General features: G+C 74.0%; 13 protein-coding genes. 6 read left to right on the top strand and 7 right to left on the bottom strand.

Going from position 1 to position 16,222, the window contains the following annotated elements; genetic code table 11:
* Position 1: 1 nt before the first annotated feature.
* From JOE68_RS30370 to JOE68_RS30350, 5 genes are all read right to left on the bottom strand, one after another.
* Positions 2-1,582, bottom strand: a complete 1,581-nt coding sequence (locus JOE68_RS30370; protein ID WP_307819997.1) for an amidohydrolase — start codon at positions 1,580-1,582, stop codon at positions 2-4.
* A complete protein-coding gene (gene kdd, locus JOE68_RS30365) occupies positions 1,579-2,613 on the bottom strand; it encodes an L-erythro-3,5-diaminohexanoate dehydrogenase (protein ID WP_204845786.1) in 1,035 nt (344 codons plus the stop codon). The genes JOE68_RS30370 and kdd overlap by 4 nt, the downstream gene beginning before the upstream one ends.
* A gap of 98 nt (positions 2,614-2,711) precedes the next feature.
* Entirely contained in the window at positions 2,712-4,244 is a 1,533-nt protein-coding gene (locus JOE68_RS30360) for an alpha-amylase family protein (protein WP_307819996.1), read from the bottom strand.
* Complete coding sequence (locus tag JOE68_RS30355; protein WP_204845785.1) at positions 4,241-5,200, bottom strand: TIGR03885 family FMN-dependent LLM class oxidoreductase; 960 nt, start codon at positions 5,198-5,200, stop codon at positions 4,241-4,243. The genes JOE68_RS30360 and JOE68_RS30355 overlap by 4 nt, the downstream gene beginning before the upstream one ends.
* 75 nt (positions 5,201-5,275) lie before the next feature.
* Entirely contained in the window at positions 5,276-5,755 is a 480-nt protein-coding gene (locus tag JOE68_RS30350) for an FxsA family protein (RefSeq protein ID WP_204845784.1), read from the bottom strand.
* Between the two features lie 107 nt (positions 5,756-5,862).
* Here JOE68_RS30350 and JOE68_RS30345 point away from each other — a divergent pair, with 107 nt between their 5' ends.
* Positions 5,863-7,245, top strand: a complete 1,383-nt coding sequence (locus JOE68_RS30345) for a KamA family radical SAM protein (RefSeq protein ID WP_204845783.1) — start codon at positions 5,863-5,865, stop codon at positions 7,243-7,245.
* 262 nt (positions 7,246-7,507) lie between these two features.
* On the opposite strand, the gene JOE68_RS30340 is transcribed toward JOE68_RS30345, so the two are convergent.
* On the bottom strand, positions 7,508-8,647 hold the full coding sequence (locus tag JOE68_RS30340) for a S1 family peptidase (protein WP_204845782.1): 1,140 nt from the start codon (positions 8,645-8,647) through the stop codon (positions 7,508-7,510).
* Between the two features lie 730 nt (positions 8,648-9,377).
* Between JOE68_RS30340 and JOE68_RS30335 the strand changes: the two genes are divergently transcribed.
* From JOE68_RS30335 to JOE68_RS30325, 3 genes are all read left to right on the top strand, one after another.
* Positions 9,378-10,595: a cytochrome P450 gene (locus tag JOE68_RS30335; RefSeq protein ID WP_204845781.1), complete on the top strand. Its 1,218-nt coding sequence runs from the start codon at positions 9,378-9,380 to the stop codon at positions 10,593-10,595.
* Positions 10,596-10,977: 382 nt separating this feature from the next.
* Positions 10,978-12,201, top strand: a complete 1,224-nt coding sequence (locus JOE68_RS30330) for a pentapeptide repeat-containing protein (protein ID WP_204845780.1) — start codon at positions 10,978-10,980, stop codon at positions 12,199-12,201.
* 256 nt (positions 12,202-12,457) lie between these two features.
* Positions 12,458-13,291, top strand: a complete 834-nt coding sequence (locus JOE68_RS30325) for an ion transporter (protein ID WP_204845779.1) — start codon at positions 12,458-12,460, stop codon at positions 13,289-13,291.
* Here the strand turns inward: JOE68_RS30325 and JOE68_RS30320 are convergent.
* Positions 13,265-14,149, bottom strand: coding sequence for an AraC family transcriptional regulator (locus JOE68_RS30320; protein WP_204845778.1), 885 nt, complete (start codon positions 14,147-14,149; stop codon positions 13,265-13,267). The two genes, JOE68_RS30325 and JOE68_RS30320, sit on opposite strands and share 27 nt — an antisense overlap.
* 400 nt (positions 14,150-14,549) lie before the next feature.
* Here JOE68_RS30320 and JOE68_RS30315 point away from each other — a divergent pair, with 400 nt between their 5' ends.
* On the top strand, positions 14,550-15,305 hold the full coding sequence (locus tag JOE68_RS30315; RefSeq protein WP_204845777.1) for a methyltransferase domain-containing protein: 756 nt from the start codon (positions 14,550-14,552) through the stop codon (positions 15,303-15,305).
* 303 nt (positions 15,306-15,608) lie between these two features.
* Positions 15,609-16,193, top strand: coding sequence for a helix-turn-helix domain-containing protein (locus JOE68_RS30310; RefSeq protein ID WP_204845776.1), 585 nt, complete (start codon positions 15,609-15,611; stop codon positions 16,191-16,193).
* Positions 16,194-16,222: the final 29 nt, after the last annotated feature.

Raw genomic sequence — 16,222 nt, 5'->3', positions numbered from 1 at the left:
GTCACCCCTTGTCGTAGATCGTCCGCCCGCGCAGGACCGTCCGCAGGCACGTCGGCGCGGTGTCCAGCGACGGCAGGCCCGGCACCCCGGAGCGCGGGTCGGTGGACCACCGCTGCACGCGCGAGTCGGGGGCGGTGACCTCCAGCTCGCCCGCGTCCCACACCGCGTAGGTGGCGGGCGCGCCCGGCTGCAGCGTGCCGGTGAGGCCGTCGTCCACGCCCGCCGCCCGCCAGCCGCCGCGCGTGTGGGCGGTGAACGCCGCGCGCGGCGAGAGGCCGGACCCGTCGGTGCGGTGGCGCACGGCCGCGCGGACCGCCGCCCACGGGTCGACCGGCGTCACCGGGGCGTCCGAGCCCAGGGCCAGCACGACGCCGGCGGCGGCGAGCCGGGCGAACGGGTTGAGCGCGGCGGCGCGCTCGACGCCCAGGCGCTGCGCGTACATGCCCGACGGGCCGCCCCACTCGCGGTCGAACAGCGGCTGCACCGAGGCCACCGCGCCCCACGAGCCCAGCAGCGCCGCCTGCTCGGCGGTGATCATCTCCACGTGCTCCAGGCGGTGCCTGCGCGCGGCCAGGGCGGGCACGCCGACGACCTCGGCCGCCCGCCGGAAGCCTTCCACGACCTCGGCCACCGCGGCGTCGCCGATGACGTGGAACCCGCCTTGCAGCCCGGCCCGCGTGCAGGCCACCAGGTGCTCGGCGATCCGCTCGGCGTCCAGGTACAGCGCGCCGGTGGTCGCGGCGTCGGCGTAGGGCGAGCACAGCGCGGCCGTGCGCGAGCCCAGCGCGCCGTCGACGAACAGGTCGCCGGCCAGGCCGCGCACCGGCAGGTCGATCGGCTCCAGGCCGCCCCAGTAGCCCACGACCTGCGGCCCGTCGGCGCCGGCGAGCAGGTCGGCCAGGTCGTCGCGGCCGGAGATGTCGGGGCCGGCGCACTCGTGCACCGAGGCGACGCCCCGCGAGGCGGCGTGCGCCAGGAACGCCCGCTGCGCGGCGCGGCGGGCGGGTGCCGGGATGGCGTCCTTGGCCGCGCCCCGCACGTGGTGGTGGGCGGCGCGGGTGAGCGGGCCGTCCGGGGACCAGCCGTCGGCGCCGCGCGCGGCCGGCGCCAGGTCGAGCAGCGCCGAGGACGCCAGCGCCGAGTGCACGTCGATCCGCGACAGGTAGACGGCCTTGCCGCGCGCCGCCTCGTCCAGCTCCGCGCGCGTGGGCGGCCGGTCGCCCGGCCACCGCGTCTCGTCCCAGCCGTGGCCCCACACCAGGGGGCCCTCGGCCGACCGCACCGCCTCCAGCAGCGCGCCCGGGGACGCGCAGCCGGTCAGGTCCAGGCCGGTGAGCAGCAGGCCGGCGGAGGTGGCGTGCACGTGGGCGTCGACGAACGCGGGCGCGACCCACGCGCCGCCCAGGTCCACGACCTCGGCGCCGGGGTGCAGCGCGCGGCCGACCCGGTCGCCGCCCAGCCACACCACGGTGCCGTCGGTGATCGCCATCGCCGTGGCGTCGGGCGCGGTCGGGGAGTGGATGCGGCCGCCGACGAGCAGTTGCGTGCCCGTCGCCGCCGGGGCGCCATTCACAGTAGTCACGCCTGTGCAGTCTGCCGGTGGTCGAACAGCGCGCGCACGGCAGGCTCGGAGCGCACCAGCTCCAGCGCGAACGCCGCGTGACCGGGCACGTAGCCGTTGCCCACGAGCAGCTCCACGTCCGCCGCCAGGCCCTCGGCGCCCAGCGCGGCGGCGGGGAACGACGTGGCCATGGAGAAGAACACCACCGTGCCGCCCTCGGCGGTCGCCAGGATCGCGCCGTGCTCGCAGCCCGGCACGTCCACGCACACCACGGTGAGGTCGACCGGCCTGCCCACCGCCGCCAGCACCGCCACCGGGTCGCGGGCGTCGGCGAGGACCACCTCGTCGGCCAGCCCGGAGGTCTGCACCCGGGCCGCCTCGCCGGGGGTGGGCACCAGCGCCACCACCCGGCTCGCGCCGGCGCGGCGCGCGGCGGCCAGCGACAGCGAACCGGACTTGCCGCCGCCGCCGAGCACCAGCACCGACCCGACCGGCCGGCCCTCGGCGGCGCGGCGGCGCACCAGCCGGTCGGTCAGGGCGGGCGCGCCGCACACGTCCAGCACCGACAGCGCCAGCTCGTCGGGCAGGTCGGCGGGCAGCACGGCCGCGACGGAGCGGCCGAACAGCACCGCGGTGCCGGCGCAGGGCGCCTGCTCGGTCGTGCCGTCCCACGCCGCCAGCCCGTCGGTGATCCGCAGCGGCGTGAGGGTCAGCGACACCAGCGTGGCGATCCGCTGGCCCACCCGCAGGCCCAGCGGGGAGGCCGGGCCCACCGCCCGCACGACGCCCAGCAGCATCCCGCCCGAGCCGGTCACCGGGTTCTGCAGCTTGCCGCGCTCGGCCACGATGTCGAGCACCGCCCGCCGCAGGGCCGCGCCGGTCCCGTGCCGCTCGCGCAGCTGGCGGAACGACGCGGCGTCGAGGTTGAGCCGCTCGACGTCGACCACGACCTCGTCCGCGCCGCACCCCGGCGACGCGTCCAGCCGCCACGCCTGCTGCGGCAGCACACCGGCCGGTTCGAGGACCCGGTGCAGACCGTACGGCGACGTCATGGAAATCCTCCGGTCGGCAGCGACTGGACGCGGATATCTTCACGTGAGTGGTGAAGATTGCGCAAGTATCAGCGCGCAGTCGCCTGCCGACCCGGCGGTCACGGGGCCGGGTGGGCGCGCAGCCAACGGCAGCCGTAGGGCTCCAGCTTCAGGTCCGCCCCGGCGGGCTGCCCGGTGAACACGTCGACCAGCTCGCCGCCCACGCCCGACAGGTCGACCCGCGCCTTGGCCTCACCCAGGTTGTGCACGGCCACGACCGTCCCGCCGTCGATGTCGCAGCGGTGGGCCAGCACGGCCGGTTCGGGGGTGTCGATCACCTGGAACTCGCCCCACGCCAGCTCCGGGCACTCCCGGTAGCGCTCCACGAGCGCGCGCACCCACGTCAGCAGCGAATCCCCGTCGTGGCGCTGCTCGTCCACCGCGTCCCACCACATCGGGGTGCGCACCGCCAGCCGGTCGGGCTGCGACAGGTCCTCGGTCATGCCGACCTCCTCGCCGTAGAACAGCACCGGGGTGCCGGGCAGCGAGAACAGCAGGCTGTAGACCATCCTGGTGCGCCGGGGGTCGCCCATCATCGACGGCAGGCGGCGGCGCAGGCCCCGGCCGTAGAGCTGCATGTCCTCGTCGGGGCCGAAGGCGGCGAACACCTCCTGCCGCTCGGGCTCGGTCAGCTTGTCCAGGATCAGCTCGTCGTGGTTGCGCACGAACGTCGCCCAGTGGCAGTCGCGCGGCGGCAGCGGGCGCTCCTTGAGCGCGTGGGCCAGCGGGCTGGCCTGCCCGCGCGCCAGCGACAGGTACATCTGCTGCATCCCGATGAAGTCGAAGCACATGTGCAGCTCGTCGCCCACCCCGCCGGCGTCGCCGAAGAACGCCATCGTGTCGGTGTAGGGCAGGTTGACCTCGCCCAGCAGCACGGCCTCGCCGTTGCGGCGCGACAGGAACGCGCGCAGGTCGCACAGGTAGTCGTGCGGGTCGGGCAGGTCCTGCACGGGCGCCTCCAGCAGGAACGGCACCGCGTCCACCCGGAACCCCGACAGGCCCAGCTCCATCCAGAAGCCCATCACCCGGGCGATCTCGTCGCGGACCGCCGGGTTGGCCACGTTCAGGTCCGGCTGGTGCTTGTAGAAGCGGTGCAGGAAGTACTGGCCGGTGTTCTCGTCCAGCTCCCACAGGGACTTCTCCTGGTCGGGGAACACCACGCCCTGCTCGGCGTCCGGCGGCGGCTGGTCGCGCCACACGTACCAGTCGCGGCGCGGGTCCTCGCGCGAGGAGCGGGCCTGCCGGAACCACGGGTGCTGGTCGGAGGTGTGGTTGACCACCAGGTCGGCGATCACCCGCATCCCCCGGTCGCGGGCGGTGCGGACGAACTCCACGAAGTCGCCCAGGGTGCCCAGGCGCGGGTCCACGTTGTAGAAGTCGGTGATGTCGTAGCCGTCGTCGCGGTCGGGCGTGGGGAAGAACGGCATCAGCCACAGGCACGTCACGCCCAGGCGGTGCAGGTGGTCGATCCTGTCGATCAGGCCGCGGAAGTCGCCGTGGCCGTCGCCGTCGGAGTCGTGGAAGGTCTCCACGTCCAGGCAGTACACCACGGCGTTCTTCCACCACAGGTCGGCGGTGCGGGTGAGCTTCACCGGCGCACCCCCGGCAGGACGTGCTCGCCGAACGCGTCGAGGAACGCGTCCTGCTCCTGGCCCACGTGGTGCAGGTACAGCTCGTCGAAGCCCAGCTCGGCGTAGCCGCGCAGCAGCTCGGCGTGCCGACCGAGGTCGGCGGAGACGTTCACCGTCGCGCCCACCCGCTCGGGCGTGACGTGCTCGGAGAGCACGTCGAAGTGCTCGGGCGTCTCCAGGTCCCAGCACACCGGCGGGCCGAACACGTTGCTGCGCCACTGGTCGTGGGCCAGCGCCGCGGCCCGCCCGGGATCGGGGTCCCAGCTCAGGTGCACCTGCAGCGCCAGCGCCCCGGCGCCGCCCGCGTCCCGGTAGGCGCCCACCACGCGCCGCAGGTGCTCGGCCGGCGCGTTGACCGTGATCAGCCCGTCGGCCCACCGCGCGCACCAGCGGGCGGTCTCGGCGCTCACGGCCGCGCCGACCAGCTTCGGCGGCCGGTCGGGCCTGGTCCACAGCCGGGCGCGGTCCACCGTGACCAGGCCGTCGTGGCTGACCTCCTCACCGGCCAGCAGGGCGCGGATGACCTCCACGCACTCCAGCAGCCGGCGCGACCGGACGTCCTTGCGGGGCCACCCCCCGCCGGTGATGTGCTCGTTGCTCGCCTCGCCGGTGCCCAGCGCGGCCCAGAACCGGCCGGGGAACATCGCGCCCAGCGTGCCGATCGCCTGCGCGACGATCGCCGGGTGGTAGCGCTGGCCGGGGGCGTTGACCACGCCGAAGGGCACCCCGGTCGCCTGCATGGCCGCGCCCAGCCACGACCAGGCGAACCCCGACTGCCCCTGCCGCTCGCTCCACGGCGAGAAGTGGTCGGAGCACATCGCCGCGTCGAAGCCGACCTCTTCGGCCCGACGGACGGCGTCCAGCAGCCGGGAAGGGTGTACCTGCTCGTGGGAGGCGTGCACGCCGATGACGGTCATGCCGTCCCACTTACCCGCCTGCCGCCCCGGTGACACCGGGAACGCCGGGCGGAACGGTCCGCCCGGCCGGACCGGTCAGGTCAGCTCGGGCCGCCGCGCGGGCCGCGGACCGTCGGGGTGGACCTCCACCACGTCGCCGTCGACCACCACGCCGCCGGCGGCCGGCGGGCGGCCGTGGCGCAGGTTGAGCACCACCTCCCGCTCGCGCTGCCGCGACCGCTCCGCCAGGCGCCTGCTGATCAGCCGCCGGGTCGGCGGGAGCAGCAGGAACAGCCCCACCACGTCGCTGAGGAACCCCGGCACGACGATCAGGAACCCGGCCACCGCGATGAGCGCGCCGTCGGCGACCTCCTGGTGCGGGGCGCGGCGGGTGCGCAGGGCCTCGGAGAACGCCGCCATCGTGCGCGCGCCTTCCCGCCTCATCAGCGCCGAGCCGACCACCCCGCCCAGGATCAGCAACCCCAGGGTGGGCAGCAGGCCCCACGCCCCGAAGGCCGCCACCAGGGCGGTGATCTCGACGGCCAGCCCGACCAGCACTACGGCGAACACGCGCATACCCGCTCAACGAACGAACCGACCAAAACACTCCCTGCCGAAATATTTACGCCCAACCGCCCTTCTGGCAGCATATCTTCATGCCACTCAACGGGTAGGGAGCACAGATGACTGCGCTGCACGATGTCGCACCCGCGCTGGAGCGGCCGGGCCTCCAGCCCTACACCTACGCCCGGCGGGAACTCGTCGAACCCGACTGGCGCCGGTTCCCCGGCTGGCGGGAGGTCACCGCGCGGCAGTGGCGCGACGCGCAGTGGCAGCGGGCGAACTGCGTGAAGAACCCCCGCCAGCTGCGCGCCCTGCTGGGCGGGCTGCTCGACGAGCGCTTCTACGACGAGCTGGCCGCCGACCAGGCCGAGCTGGCCACCATGTCCATGCTGGTGCCGCCGCAGATGCTCAACACGATGGCCCCCGACGCCGGGCCCGCCGACTTCACCGAGGCGTTCTTCGCCGACCCCGTCCGCCGCTACCTCGTCCCGGTCCGCTCCGACCGCGACCCCGAGTGGCCCAGCCACCCGCACTCGACCCGCGACTCCCTGCACGAGGCGGAGATGTGGGTCGAGGAGGGCCTGACCCACCGCTACCCCACCAAGGTCCTGGCCGAGCTGGTCTCCACCTGCCCCCAGTACTGCGGGCACTGCACCCGCATGGACCTGGTCGGCAACTCCACCCCGCAGGTCCGCAAGCACAAGCTGCTGCTCAAACCGGTCGACCGGCAGGACCGCATGATCGACTACCTCAAGCGCACGCCCGGCGTGCGGGACGTGGTGGTCTCCGGCGGCGACGTGGCCAACGTGCCCTGGCCGCAGCTGGAGTCGTTCCTCATGCGCGTGCTGGACATCGACACCGTCCGCGACGTGCGGCTGGCGACCAAGGCGCTGGCCGGGCTGCCGCAGCACTGGCTCCAGCCCCGGGTCGTGGAGGGCCTGGAGCGGGTGGCGCGCACCGCCGCGCGGCGCGGCGTCAACCTCGCCATCCACACCCACGTCAACCACGTGCAGTCGGTGACGCCGCTGGTCGCCGAGGCCGCCCGCACCGCCCTGGAGGTCGGGGTGCGCGACGTGCGCAACCAGGGCGTGCTGATGAAGGGCGTCAACGCCACCCCCGACGACCTGCTCGACCTGTGCTTCGCCCTGCAGGGCGAGGCGAGCATCCTGCCCTACTACTTCTACATGTGCGACATGATCCCCAACGCCGAGCACTGGCGGGTCGCGGTGTGGGAGGCGCAGGAGCTGCAGCACGCCATCATGGGCTACCTGCCGGGCTACGCGACGCCGCGCATCGTGTGCGACGTGCCCTACGTCGGCAAGCGGTGGGTGCACCAACTCGCCGAGTACGACCGCGAGCTGGGCATCTCCTACTGGACGAAGAACTACCGGACCGGGATCGAGCTGGAGGACCCGGCCGCGCTGGACCGGCGCTACCCGTACTACGACCCGATCTCCACCCTCGGCGAGACCGGCCGCCGCTGGTGGGCCGACCAGCCCTGAGCCCCCTGCCCCCGCGAGGCCGGTCCCGGAGAAGCCGGTTCTCCGGGACCGGCCTTCCGCGGGGTGGTCCTTCCCGGTCGGGCCAGCGCAGACGGTTCAGTTGATCTTTAAGTCGACACTGAAATCATTAAGTGGAATAAATGATCAGTCGGACTTCTTCCCGGTTCTCGGGACAACATGACGAACCCCTTTCCCGGGAAGACTAGGAAATGGGTGGAGCGGCGGCGGCCGGTGGCCGCCGCCGCAGTGCCGGAAGCCCTTGTCAGGAAGTGAGCAGACGAACGCCGTAGTAGTTCGCGGCGTCCACCACCGGCTGGTAGTAGGAATAGGAACCGGTCGCGTTGGAACCCTGGTTGTAACCGCAGTCGTGACCGTCGGACGGGCCACCGGAGGTCATGCCCTGGGCGCTGTTGCCGGAGATGTAGGCGCCACCGCTGTCACCGCCCTCGGTGCACACCGTGGACCGCGCCAGGCCCCTGGTCGAGGTCGACTCGCCCGAGTAGCGGACGGTCTGGTTGTAGGCCGAGACCCGGCCGCACGTCCAGCCCGTGGTGTTGCCCGCCTTGCAGATGCTCGCGCCCACCGCCGCCTTGGACATGCCGCGCACGGCGACCGCCGTGCCCATCCGGGTGTCGACGTAGGGGCGGCCGGTGTCCTCCGCGTCGATCGCCATCAGGCCCATGTCGTAGGACGGGAAGCGGCTGGCGACGCCCTTGCCGATGTGCGTGCCGTTGACGTCCAGGACGTCCGGGTTGCCCTCGACGCAGTGACCGGCCGTGAGCAGCACCTTCGCGCCGTTGCGGGTGCCGGGGAAGCCCAGCGAGCAGTTCGTGCCGGGCACCAGGTCCATGATCCGGCCGGGCACGACGTCGGCCTGCGGCACGGGTCGCGCCGCGCCGCGCTCGACGGCCACGCCGGGGACCGCGGACAGCTTCGCGACCAGCGCGGAGGTGGCGGTCGGCTCGACGGTGACCACCACGCGGTCGCCCACGACGTCCGGCCCCCACGCCTGGACCTGCGCCAGGTCGGCGCCGATCACCCGCTCGACCCGCGCGGCGAGGGCGTCCAGCGCCCGCTCGCCGCGCACGGCCGCCCGCGGGGTCAGGCCCGCCGAGGACGCGGCGGCGGCGTCGGGGGTGTTGACGACCAGTCGGCCGTCCCGGTCGAAGAACGCGCCGTCGGTCTGCACGCCGCGGGCGCGCAGGTCGTCGAGCGCGCCGGCCTGCGCGCGCTCGCGGTCCAGGCGGGCGGCGGCCTCGCGCGGCGTGGAGCCGAGGTCGGCGGCCAGGGCGGCGAGCATCGCCGGGTCGTACTCGGCGGCTGCGGAGGCGGTCGGGACCAGCAGGGCGGCCCCGAGCGCGGCGCCCGCTGTCGCGAGGGCGCCGAAAGTGCGGATGTTCATTTTTGTCGGCTTTCAATCGCAGGGATGGCAGAACAGCCGTGCGGTTATCACGGGGAGGTCGCCCGGTTAACTTGCGGAGTCGTCGGGCGACGGTGGTCCGACCGTTTCCGGTGGACCGCCGCAACGCTAACCCCCGGAAACCGTCCGAGCACACCTACGAAAGTAGGCGAATTACTCCGGGGTGGCGACGGAACAACCCGCACCGGAAATCATGACGCGCGGACGGAGAAATGTGATAGCGACCACACCGCAGCCCCTGTGGCCCTTCCGCGGCCGGGCGGACCCCTGCGGAGGCCCGGGGCGCGGGCGGTCCGGCACCGACGGCCGGGACGGCCGTGCGGACGGGCGCGTGCCGACGGACGTGGTTTTCTCCGTCATCCGACCGATGTCTCCCGGCCGCCCCGGGGCCCATCGTGGTGGACAGGCGCGCGCCGCCCCGCCGTCCTCCCGGGGCGGCGCGCGCGACCACCCGGGAAGCCGCCGGCCCCTCCCCCGCGCCCGGCGCCCGCCGCGGCGACGGGAGCCCTTCGACCGGACCGGGGCCCGGGCGCCCCGCCCGGAGCGGCCGGGCACGACAAGTGCGGTGATCGGCGCAGCCGGTCGACCGCGCGGGCCGGGAAGTGCCGTAGCCGCGCGCCGCCCGCGGGCGCACGGGGTTGCTCCGTCTGCGCCTCGATTCCCTCATCCGGGGCCCTGTGGACCGGACGCCGTTCGGACAGACTTCGGGTTCATGAGCGATTCAGCCATCGCAGTGCCCGCCCCCGACCTGCTCGCCCCGGACGTCGTCGCCGACCCCCACCCGCTGCTGCACCGCCTGCGCGCCGAGAGCCCGCTGTGCCCGGCGCCGCAGCTGGGCGGCTACCTGCTGACCCGGCACGCGGACATCGTCGCGGCGCTCAAGGACCGCCGGCTGACCACCGGGAACCTCGGCCGGGGCCTGGACCGGCTGACCCAGGCCGAGCGCGACGAGCTGGCCCCGGTGCTCCAGTCGATCGCGCTGTGGATGGGCCACACCGACGAAGCCGACCACGTGCGGTTCCAGCAGCTGCTCAAGCGCTACTTCACGCCCGCGACGGTCAACGCCCTGCGGCCCCGCGTCGCGCAGCTGACCGGCGAGCTGATCGACGCCGTGGCCGCCGACGGCCGCATGGACGTCGTGCGCGACCTGGCCTACCCGTTGCCCGCCAACGTGATCGCCGAGATGCTCGGCATGCCCACCACCGAGCGCGAGCGGCTGCAGGCGTGGTCGCGCGACATCCTCGCGCTGTTCGCGCCCGCCGACATGGAGGCGCTGCGGCGCAGCCAGCGCAGCGTCCTGGAGATGCAGGACTACCTGCGCGGCCTGGTCGCCCAGCGGCGCGCCGAACCGCGCGAGGACCTGCTGAGCGTGTTCGTCGCCGCCGAGCGCGAGGGCGTGGTGAACGAGGACGAGATCGTCGCCAACTGCGTGCTGCTGCTGTTCGCCGGGCACGAGACCACCGCCAACCTCATCGCCAACGGGCTGGTGCTGCTGTTCGACAACCCCGACCAGCTCGCGCTGCTCAAGTCCCGCCGCGACCTGCTGCCCACCGCCGTGGAGGAGATGCTGCGCTGCGACGGGCCGGCGAGCGTGATCGCGCGGGTGGCCACCGAGCCGGTCGAGGTCGCGGGGCACGAGCTGGCAGCGGGCGACGTGCTCTTCCTCGCGATGCTCGCGGGCAACCGCGACCCGGAGGTGTTCACCGACCCCGACCGCTTCGACATCACCCGCAAGCCCAACCGGCACACCGCGTTCGGGCTCGGCGCGTTCTACTGCCTGGGCGCGGCGCTGGCCCGGATGGAGACCGACGTGTGCTTCGACGTCCTGCTCGACCGGCTGCCCGACCTGCGACCCGCCTACGACACCCCGGACCGCGTCGTGACCGAACCGCTGGGCAGCCGGCTGGCCACCCTGGAGGTCGCCTTCTGACCGTCCGCGACCGGAAGCGCCCCACTCCCCCGTGGACACGTCACCGCGGCAGGTGTCCGCGGGGGACGCGCTGCGCCGACCGGGCGACAGCCCCCTGGGGATCACCCGGTGGGGCGAGCCGCCAACGACCCGGGCGCCGTCCGGGGGTCCCTGAAGCGGTTCCGCGCCACCACGCGATCATCCCGGTGTGACCGACGAGCGCCCCGCCACCGACCCACCGCCCGCAGCGCGGCACCGGACAGCACGCGACCCCCTGCCGCGCTGGGTGGCGCCGGCGACCGCCGCGGTGGTGTTCGCCCTCGCCGGTGCGGTGCTGGTGGTGATGTGGCGGTGGGTCGACGGGCTGCCCTTCGCCGACGCGGACAAGAGGATCGCCTCCCACGTGGAAGCGGTGAAGATCGCCGCGTCGATCGTCGTGGCCGGCGGCGGGCTGTTCGCCCTGTACCTGGCGTTCCTGCGCCAGCGGACGCAGCACGACGAGCTGGAGGTCCGGCGCGCCGAACTCGCCCAACGCGACCGGGTCCAGCAACACGCCGAGGCCGTCGCCGAGAACAACCGGCGGCACGCCGAACAGGTCGCCGCCGACACGCGGCGCGACGCCGAGGCCCGCCGGATCACCGAGCTGTACACCAAGGCCGCCGATCAGCTCGGCTCGGACAAGGCCCCGGTCCGACTCGCCGGCCTCTACGCCCTGGAACGCCTCGCCCAGGACAACCCGCACCAGCGGCAGACCGTGGTCAACGTGCTGTGCGCCTACCTGCGGATGCCCTACGACCCACCGGCGAAACCCCCGGGCAGGACTGTCGGGGAGCACGACGGACCGGTGCCGGCGGAAGAGCGCGCACGGCAGCTCGCCGACTACCGGCAGGCGGTCCAGGAGCGCGAAGTCCGCCTCACCGCCCAGCGGATCATCTCCGACCACCTCCGCTCGCACCGGCCCGGCGAGCGGGAACCCGCCGATCCGGGCCACTGGACCGAAGTCGCGGCGCTGGACCTCGCCGGCGCCACTCTCGACACGTTCGACCTCCGCCACTGCGTCGTCCGCACCGCGTCGTTCACCGGCGCCGAGTTCCTCGGCGAAACGCGCTTCAACGAAGCGGGGATAGCCGAGGCGACCTTCGACAACGCCTCCTTCCTGGGCATCACCCGCTTCACCGGGGCACGCTTGGGTGAAGCGAGCTTCGCCGGGGCCGAGTTCCGCCGGGGAGCTTCGTTCACACGCGTGACGTTCGATGGTGGTGTCTCTTTCTTCAACGCCCTCTTCCACAACACGGCCAGCTTCCGGGAAGCCTCCTTCGACGGTTCCGCATCGTTCAACGCGGTCGACTTCAGGGGGTTCTCGACCTTCCTGTCCGCCGGTTTCAACCACACGTCCGAAACGGACTTCCAGAATTCGAGGTTCGGCGGCTGGACGTTGTTCCGGAACACGGTGTTCGACACCGAGCCGAACTTCGGGTCGGCCGTCGTGCGGATCAACCGGCTCGAGAAGTCGGAGTTCCCGCCGAACTGGAGGATCGAAGCAGGAGAAGCACAGGAAGTCGAAGGCGGAACCGTGTGGGCACCGCTCGAACACGTCGACACCCCTCTCGCGGCGCCGGAGGGGTGAGCAACCCTGCCCGCATCCGTCGCCCACCGGGCCGCGACCCGCACCGCGACCAGGGGATCACCCGGCCCGGGGTCGCCTGCCAGCCGGTCACCCGCCGAACCGGACGATCACCCGCCGGGGTGAACCGGCTCAAGCCTGCCCGTGGGCACGCCGATGCAGCACCGTGTCCACGGGGAGGGCGGACACCGCCTGCCCGGCTCCGGGCCGGACGCCGCCGGCCCCGGAGAGCTGCCCGGCCGGCGAGGAGTACCGACAGATGACAGTGCGCGACCGCACCGCCGCGATCGTGGACGGCAGGCCCTTCCAGCGGGTGATCATCGGGGTGATCGCGGTCAACGCGATCGCGCTGGGCTGCGAGACCTCCCCGGCGCTGGTCGAGGCGCACGGCGGGGTGCTCACCGCGCTGGACCGGGCGGCGCTGGCGGTGTTCACCGCGGAACTGGCGGCCCGCCTCTACGCCCACCGGCTGCGCTTCTTCCGCGACCCGTGGAACTGCTTCGACCTCGTCGTGGTCGGCCTGGCCCTGCTGCCCGCCGCCGGGCCGCTGTCGATCGTGCGGTCGCTGCGCGTCCTGCGCGCGTTGCGGCTGGTCGCGATGGTGCCCAGCATGCGCCGCGTGGTGACCGCGCTGGTGCGCTCCATCCCCGGCCTGCTGTCGCTGTCCGGGCTGCTCCTGCTGCTGCTCTACGTCGGCGGCGTGGTCGCGATCAACCTGTTCCGCGGCAGCGGCGACGCCCGCTTCGAGGACCTGGGCGCGACCGTCCTGACCCTGTTCCAGATCACCACCGGCGACAGCTGGTCCGACGTCATGCGCGACGTGATGGACGAGCAGCCGCTGGCCTGGGTCTTCTTCGTCTGCTACCTGCTGGTGGGCACCTTCACCATGCTCAACCTGTTCATCGCGGTGGTGTGCAGCGCGATGGAGTCCGAGGTGCACGACCGGCCGCCCGCCGCGGACCCCGCGGTGCTCGGCGAGCTGCGGGCGCTGCGCGAGGAGGTGCGGGCGCTGGCCGCCGAGCGGGCACCGTCGGTCGGCCCGGCCGAGCGGCTCCACCCGGTCGGCTCAGCCGAGCGCGGGGCGTCGAACTGAGGCCCGGTGCGCGCTGGGCGCGACACCGCGCAGCCGCTTGAACGCCGTGCTGAGCGCGAACGCGTCGGCGTAGCCGACCCGGCGCGCGATCGCCGCCACCGTGTCGTCGGTGCCCGCGAGCAGGTCGGCGGCCAGCGAGATCCGCCAGCCCGCCAGGTAGGCCATCGGCGGCTCGCCGGTCGCGGCGGTGAACCGCCGGGCCAGGCCCGCCCGGGACACCCCGCACCGGGCGGCGAGGCCGCCCACCGTCCACGCCTCGGCCGGCGACGCGTGCAGCAGGTCCAGGGCGCGCGCCACCACCGGGTCGTCGCTGCCCCGGTACCAGACCGGGGCGTCGCCCCGGTCGAACCAGGCGCGCAGCGCGGACACCAGCACCAGGTCGAACAGCCGGTCGAGCACCACCCGGCCGCCGGGCCGCTCGGCGATGACCTCGGCCGCCACCGCGTCGAGCAGCGGGGTGGGGCAGTCCGCGTCGGGCACGACCAGCACCTCGGGCAGGGCGCGCAGGAGCCGATCGCCGACCACCCCCTCGAACGCGCCCGCGACCAGCACCGCCGGCCCGTCGCCGGCGTCCCACCCGCAGTGGTCGGCGGGCCCGACCAGCCGACCCGGCGCGGCGTCCGGCCGGTCGGCCACCGCGAACGGCGCCCGGCCCCGCACCACCGCGATGTCCCCCGCCCGGACCGGGGCCGGCTCCCCGTCGGCGGGGATCACCCAGGCCGCGCCGCGCAGGACCGCGCCCACGGTCAACGGGGCTCGCGGGGCGAACCGCAGCGACCAGGGCGGGCGCAGGGCCGCCCGGCTGAACACCGCGCCACGTGCACGGACACCATCGAGCAGGTCGGCGAGCAGGTCCACGAGAGCAGAGTAGACGATCAAACATCGAATACGGCGAATAGGCTATCAGCGTCTCACCTTTGTCTGATCGGCCCGTCTCACGACCACCAAACCGGTGCCGGTCTTCAAGGGCACCGCCCGGACCGACCGCCGTGCCGTCGCCGGTCGGCGACGCGACCGATGCCGCGCCCGTCGGCGATCGCTCGCGGCGCAGGGGCCGACGCCTGCCCGTGGTGCGCGGGCCGGCCTGGCGTGGAAACCGGTGGACGGCATCGGAGAACCCTGGCTAGCGTGCGCCTCCGCACGACCACCACGTCACTCGAAGGGGTGCTTTTCATGACGGTCCAGACGCCCGGCGCCGACCTCGGCCGCCGTCCCGTCCGCCCGACCTCCGACCCCTCTGACGTGAGGACCCCCAGAAGTGGATCTGCACCGTAGTTTCACCATCCGCGAGAGCACGCACCGCATCCACAACCCGTTGGACGACACCAAGCTCGCCGTCCTGGGCGCGGCGCTGCGGCTGCCGCCCGATGCCACCGTGCTCGACCTCGCCTGCGGCAGCGGCGAGATGCTGTGCACGTGGGCCCGCGACCACCGGATCACCGGTGTGGGCGTCGACATCAGCACCGCCTTCCTCGCCGGCGCGCGGGCGCGGGCGGCCGAGCTGGGCGTGGCCGACCGGGTCGCGTTCGTGCACGGCGACGCGGCCGGCCACGTGGCGGCGACACCCGTGGACGTCGCCGCCTGCCTCGGCGCGACGTGGATCGGCGACGGCGTGCCCGGCACCGTCGACCTGCTGCGCCGCAGCCTGCGACCGGGCGGGCTGATGCTGGTCGGCCACCCGTACTGGCGGCGCGAACCGGCGGACGAGGAGACCGTCCGGGCCTGCTCCGCCACGGCGAAGGACGACTTCCGCCCGCTGGACGAGCTGGTCGCGGAGTTCGGCGGGCTGGGGTGCGACGTGGTGGAGATGGTCCTGGCCGACCAGGACAGCTGGGACCGCTACGCCGCCGCGCAGTGGCTGAACACCCGGCGGTGGCTGGACGGGAACCCCGACGACGAGCTGGCCGGGCGGATGCGGGAGGAGTTGCGCACCGCCGCCTTCCGGCACGTCCGGTACCAGCGCGAGTACCTGGGCTGGGGCGTCTTCGCCCTGATGGACCGCCCGGCGGGCTGATCGGCAGGCTGATCGGCAGGCTGATCGGCAGGCTGATCGGCAGGCTGATCGGCAGGCTGATCGGCAGGCTGATCGGCGTCGGTGGCCCGGTTCGGCCGAACCGGGCCACCGACGCCGACGAACCGACGCGCGGGCCGGTGCGCCGGAAGCGGCCCGCCGGGAGCGGTGGCCCCGGCGGGCCGGCTGACGGTGCGGGAAGGCGGAGCGGTCCGTCCCCCGGTTGTCGGGGGTCTGGCCGGCGCGGCGCGGGATCGCCGGAACGCCGGGTTGCACGGGGGCTTGCCGCTTCGGCAGGCTGGCAGGATGGACCTCGACTCCGTGCTCCAGGCCGTCGGTCCCCGGTTGCGGGCCATCCGCCGGCAGCGCGGCGTGACGCTGGCCGACCTCACGGCGGAGACCGGCATCTCCGAGAGCACGCTGTCCCGGTTGGAGAGCGGTCAGCGCCGGGCGAACCTCGAACTGCTGCTGCCGCTGGCCAGGGCGCACGGCGTGCCCCTGGACGAGCTCGTCGGCGCGCCGCACACCGGCGACCCGCGCGTGCACCTGCGGCCGGTGCGCCGCCACGGCCGCACGATCATCCCGCTCACCCGGCGGGCGGGCGGGCTGCAAGCGTACAAGATCATCATTCCGGGGGTGGACCCGCTGGTCGAGCCGGAGCCGCGGGTCCACGAGGGCTACGAGTGGCTCTACGTGCTCGACGGCAAGCTGCGGCTGCTGCTGGGCGAGCAGGACCTGGTGCTCAAGCCGGGCGAGGCGGCCGAGTTCGACACCCACGTCCCGCACTGGTTCGGCGCCGTGGACCCCGAGCCCGTCGAGCTGCTGACCCTGTTCGGCCACCAGGGCGAACGCGCCCACCTCCGCGCCCACCTCCGCGCCCGCTCCCGGTGACCACCCCGACGGACCTCCGCCGCACGGGA

It is taken from the genome of Saccharothrix algeriensis (genome assembly GCF_016907655.1).
Classification (GTDB): domain Bacteria; phylum Actinomycetota; class Actinomycetes; order Mycobacteriales; family Pseudonocardiaceae; genus Actinosynnema; species Actinosynnema algeriense.
The sequence above is the reverse complement of the archived record's forward strand: the minus strand, read 5'-3'. Positions and strand labels throughout refer to the sequence as shown.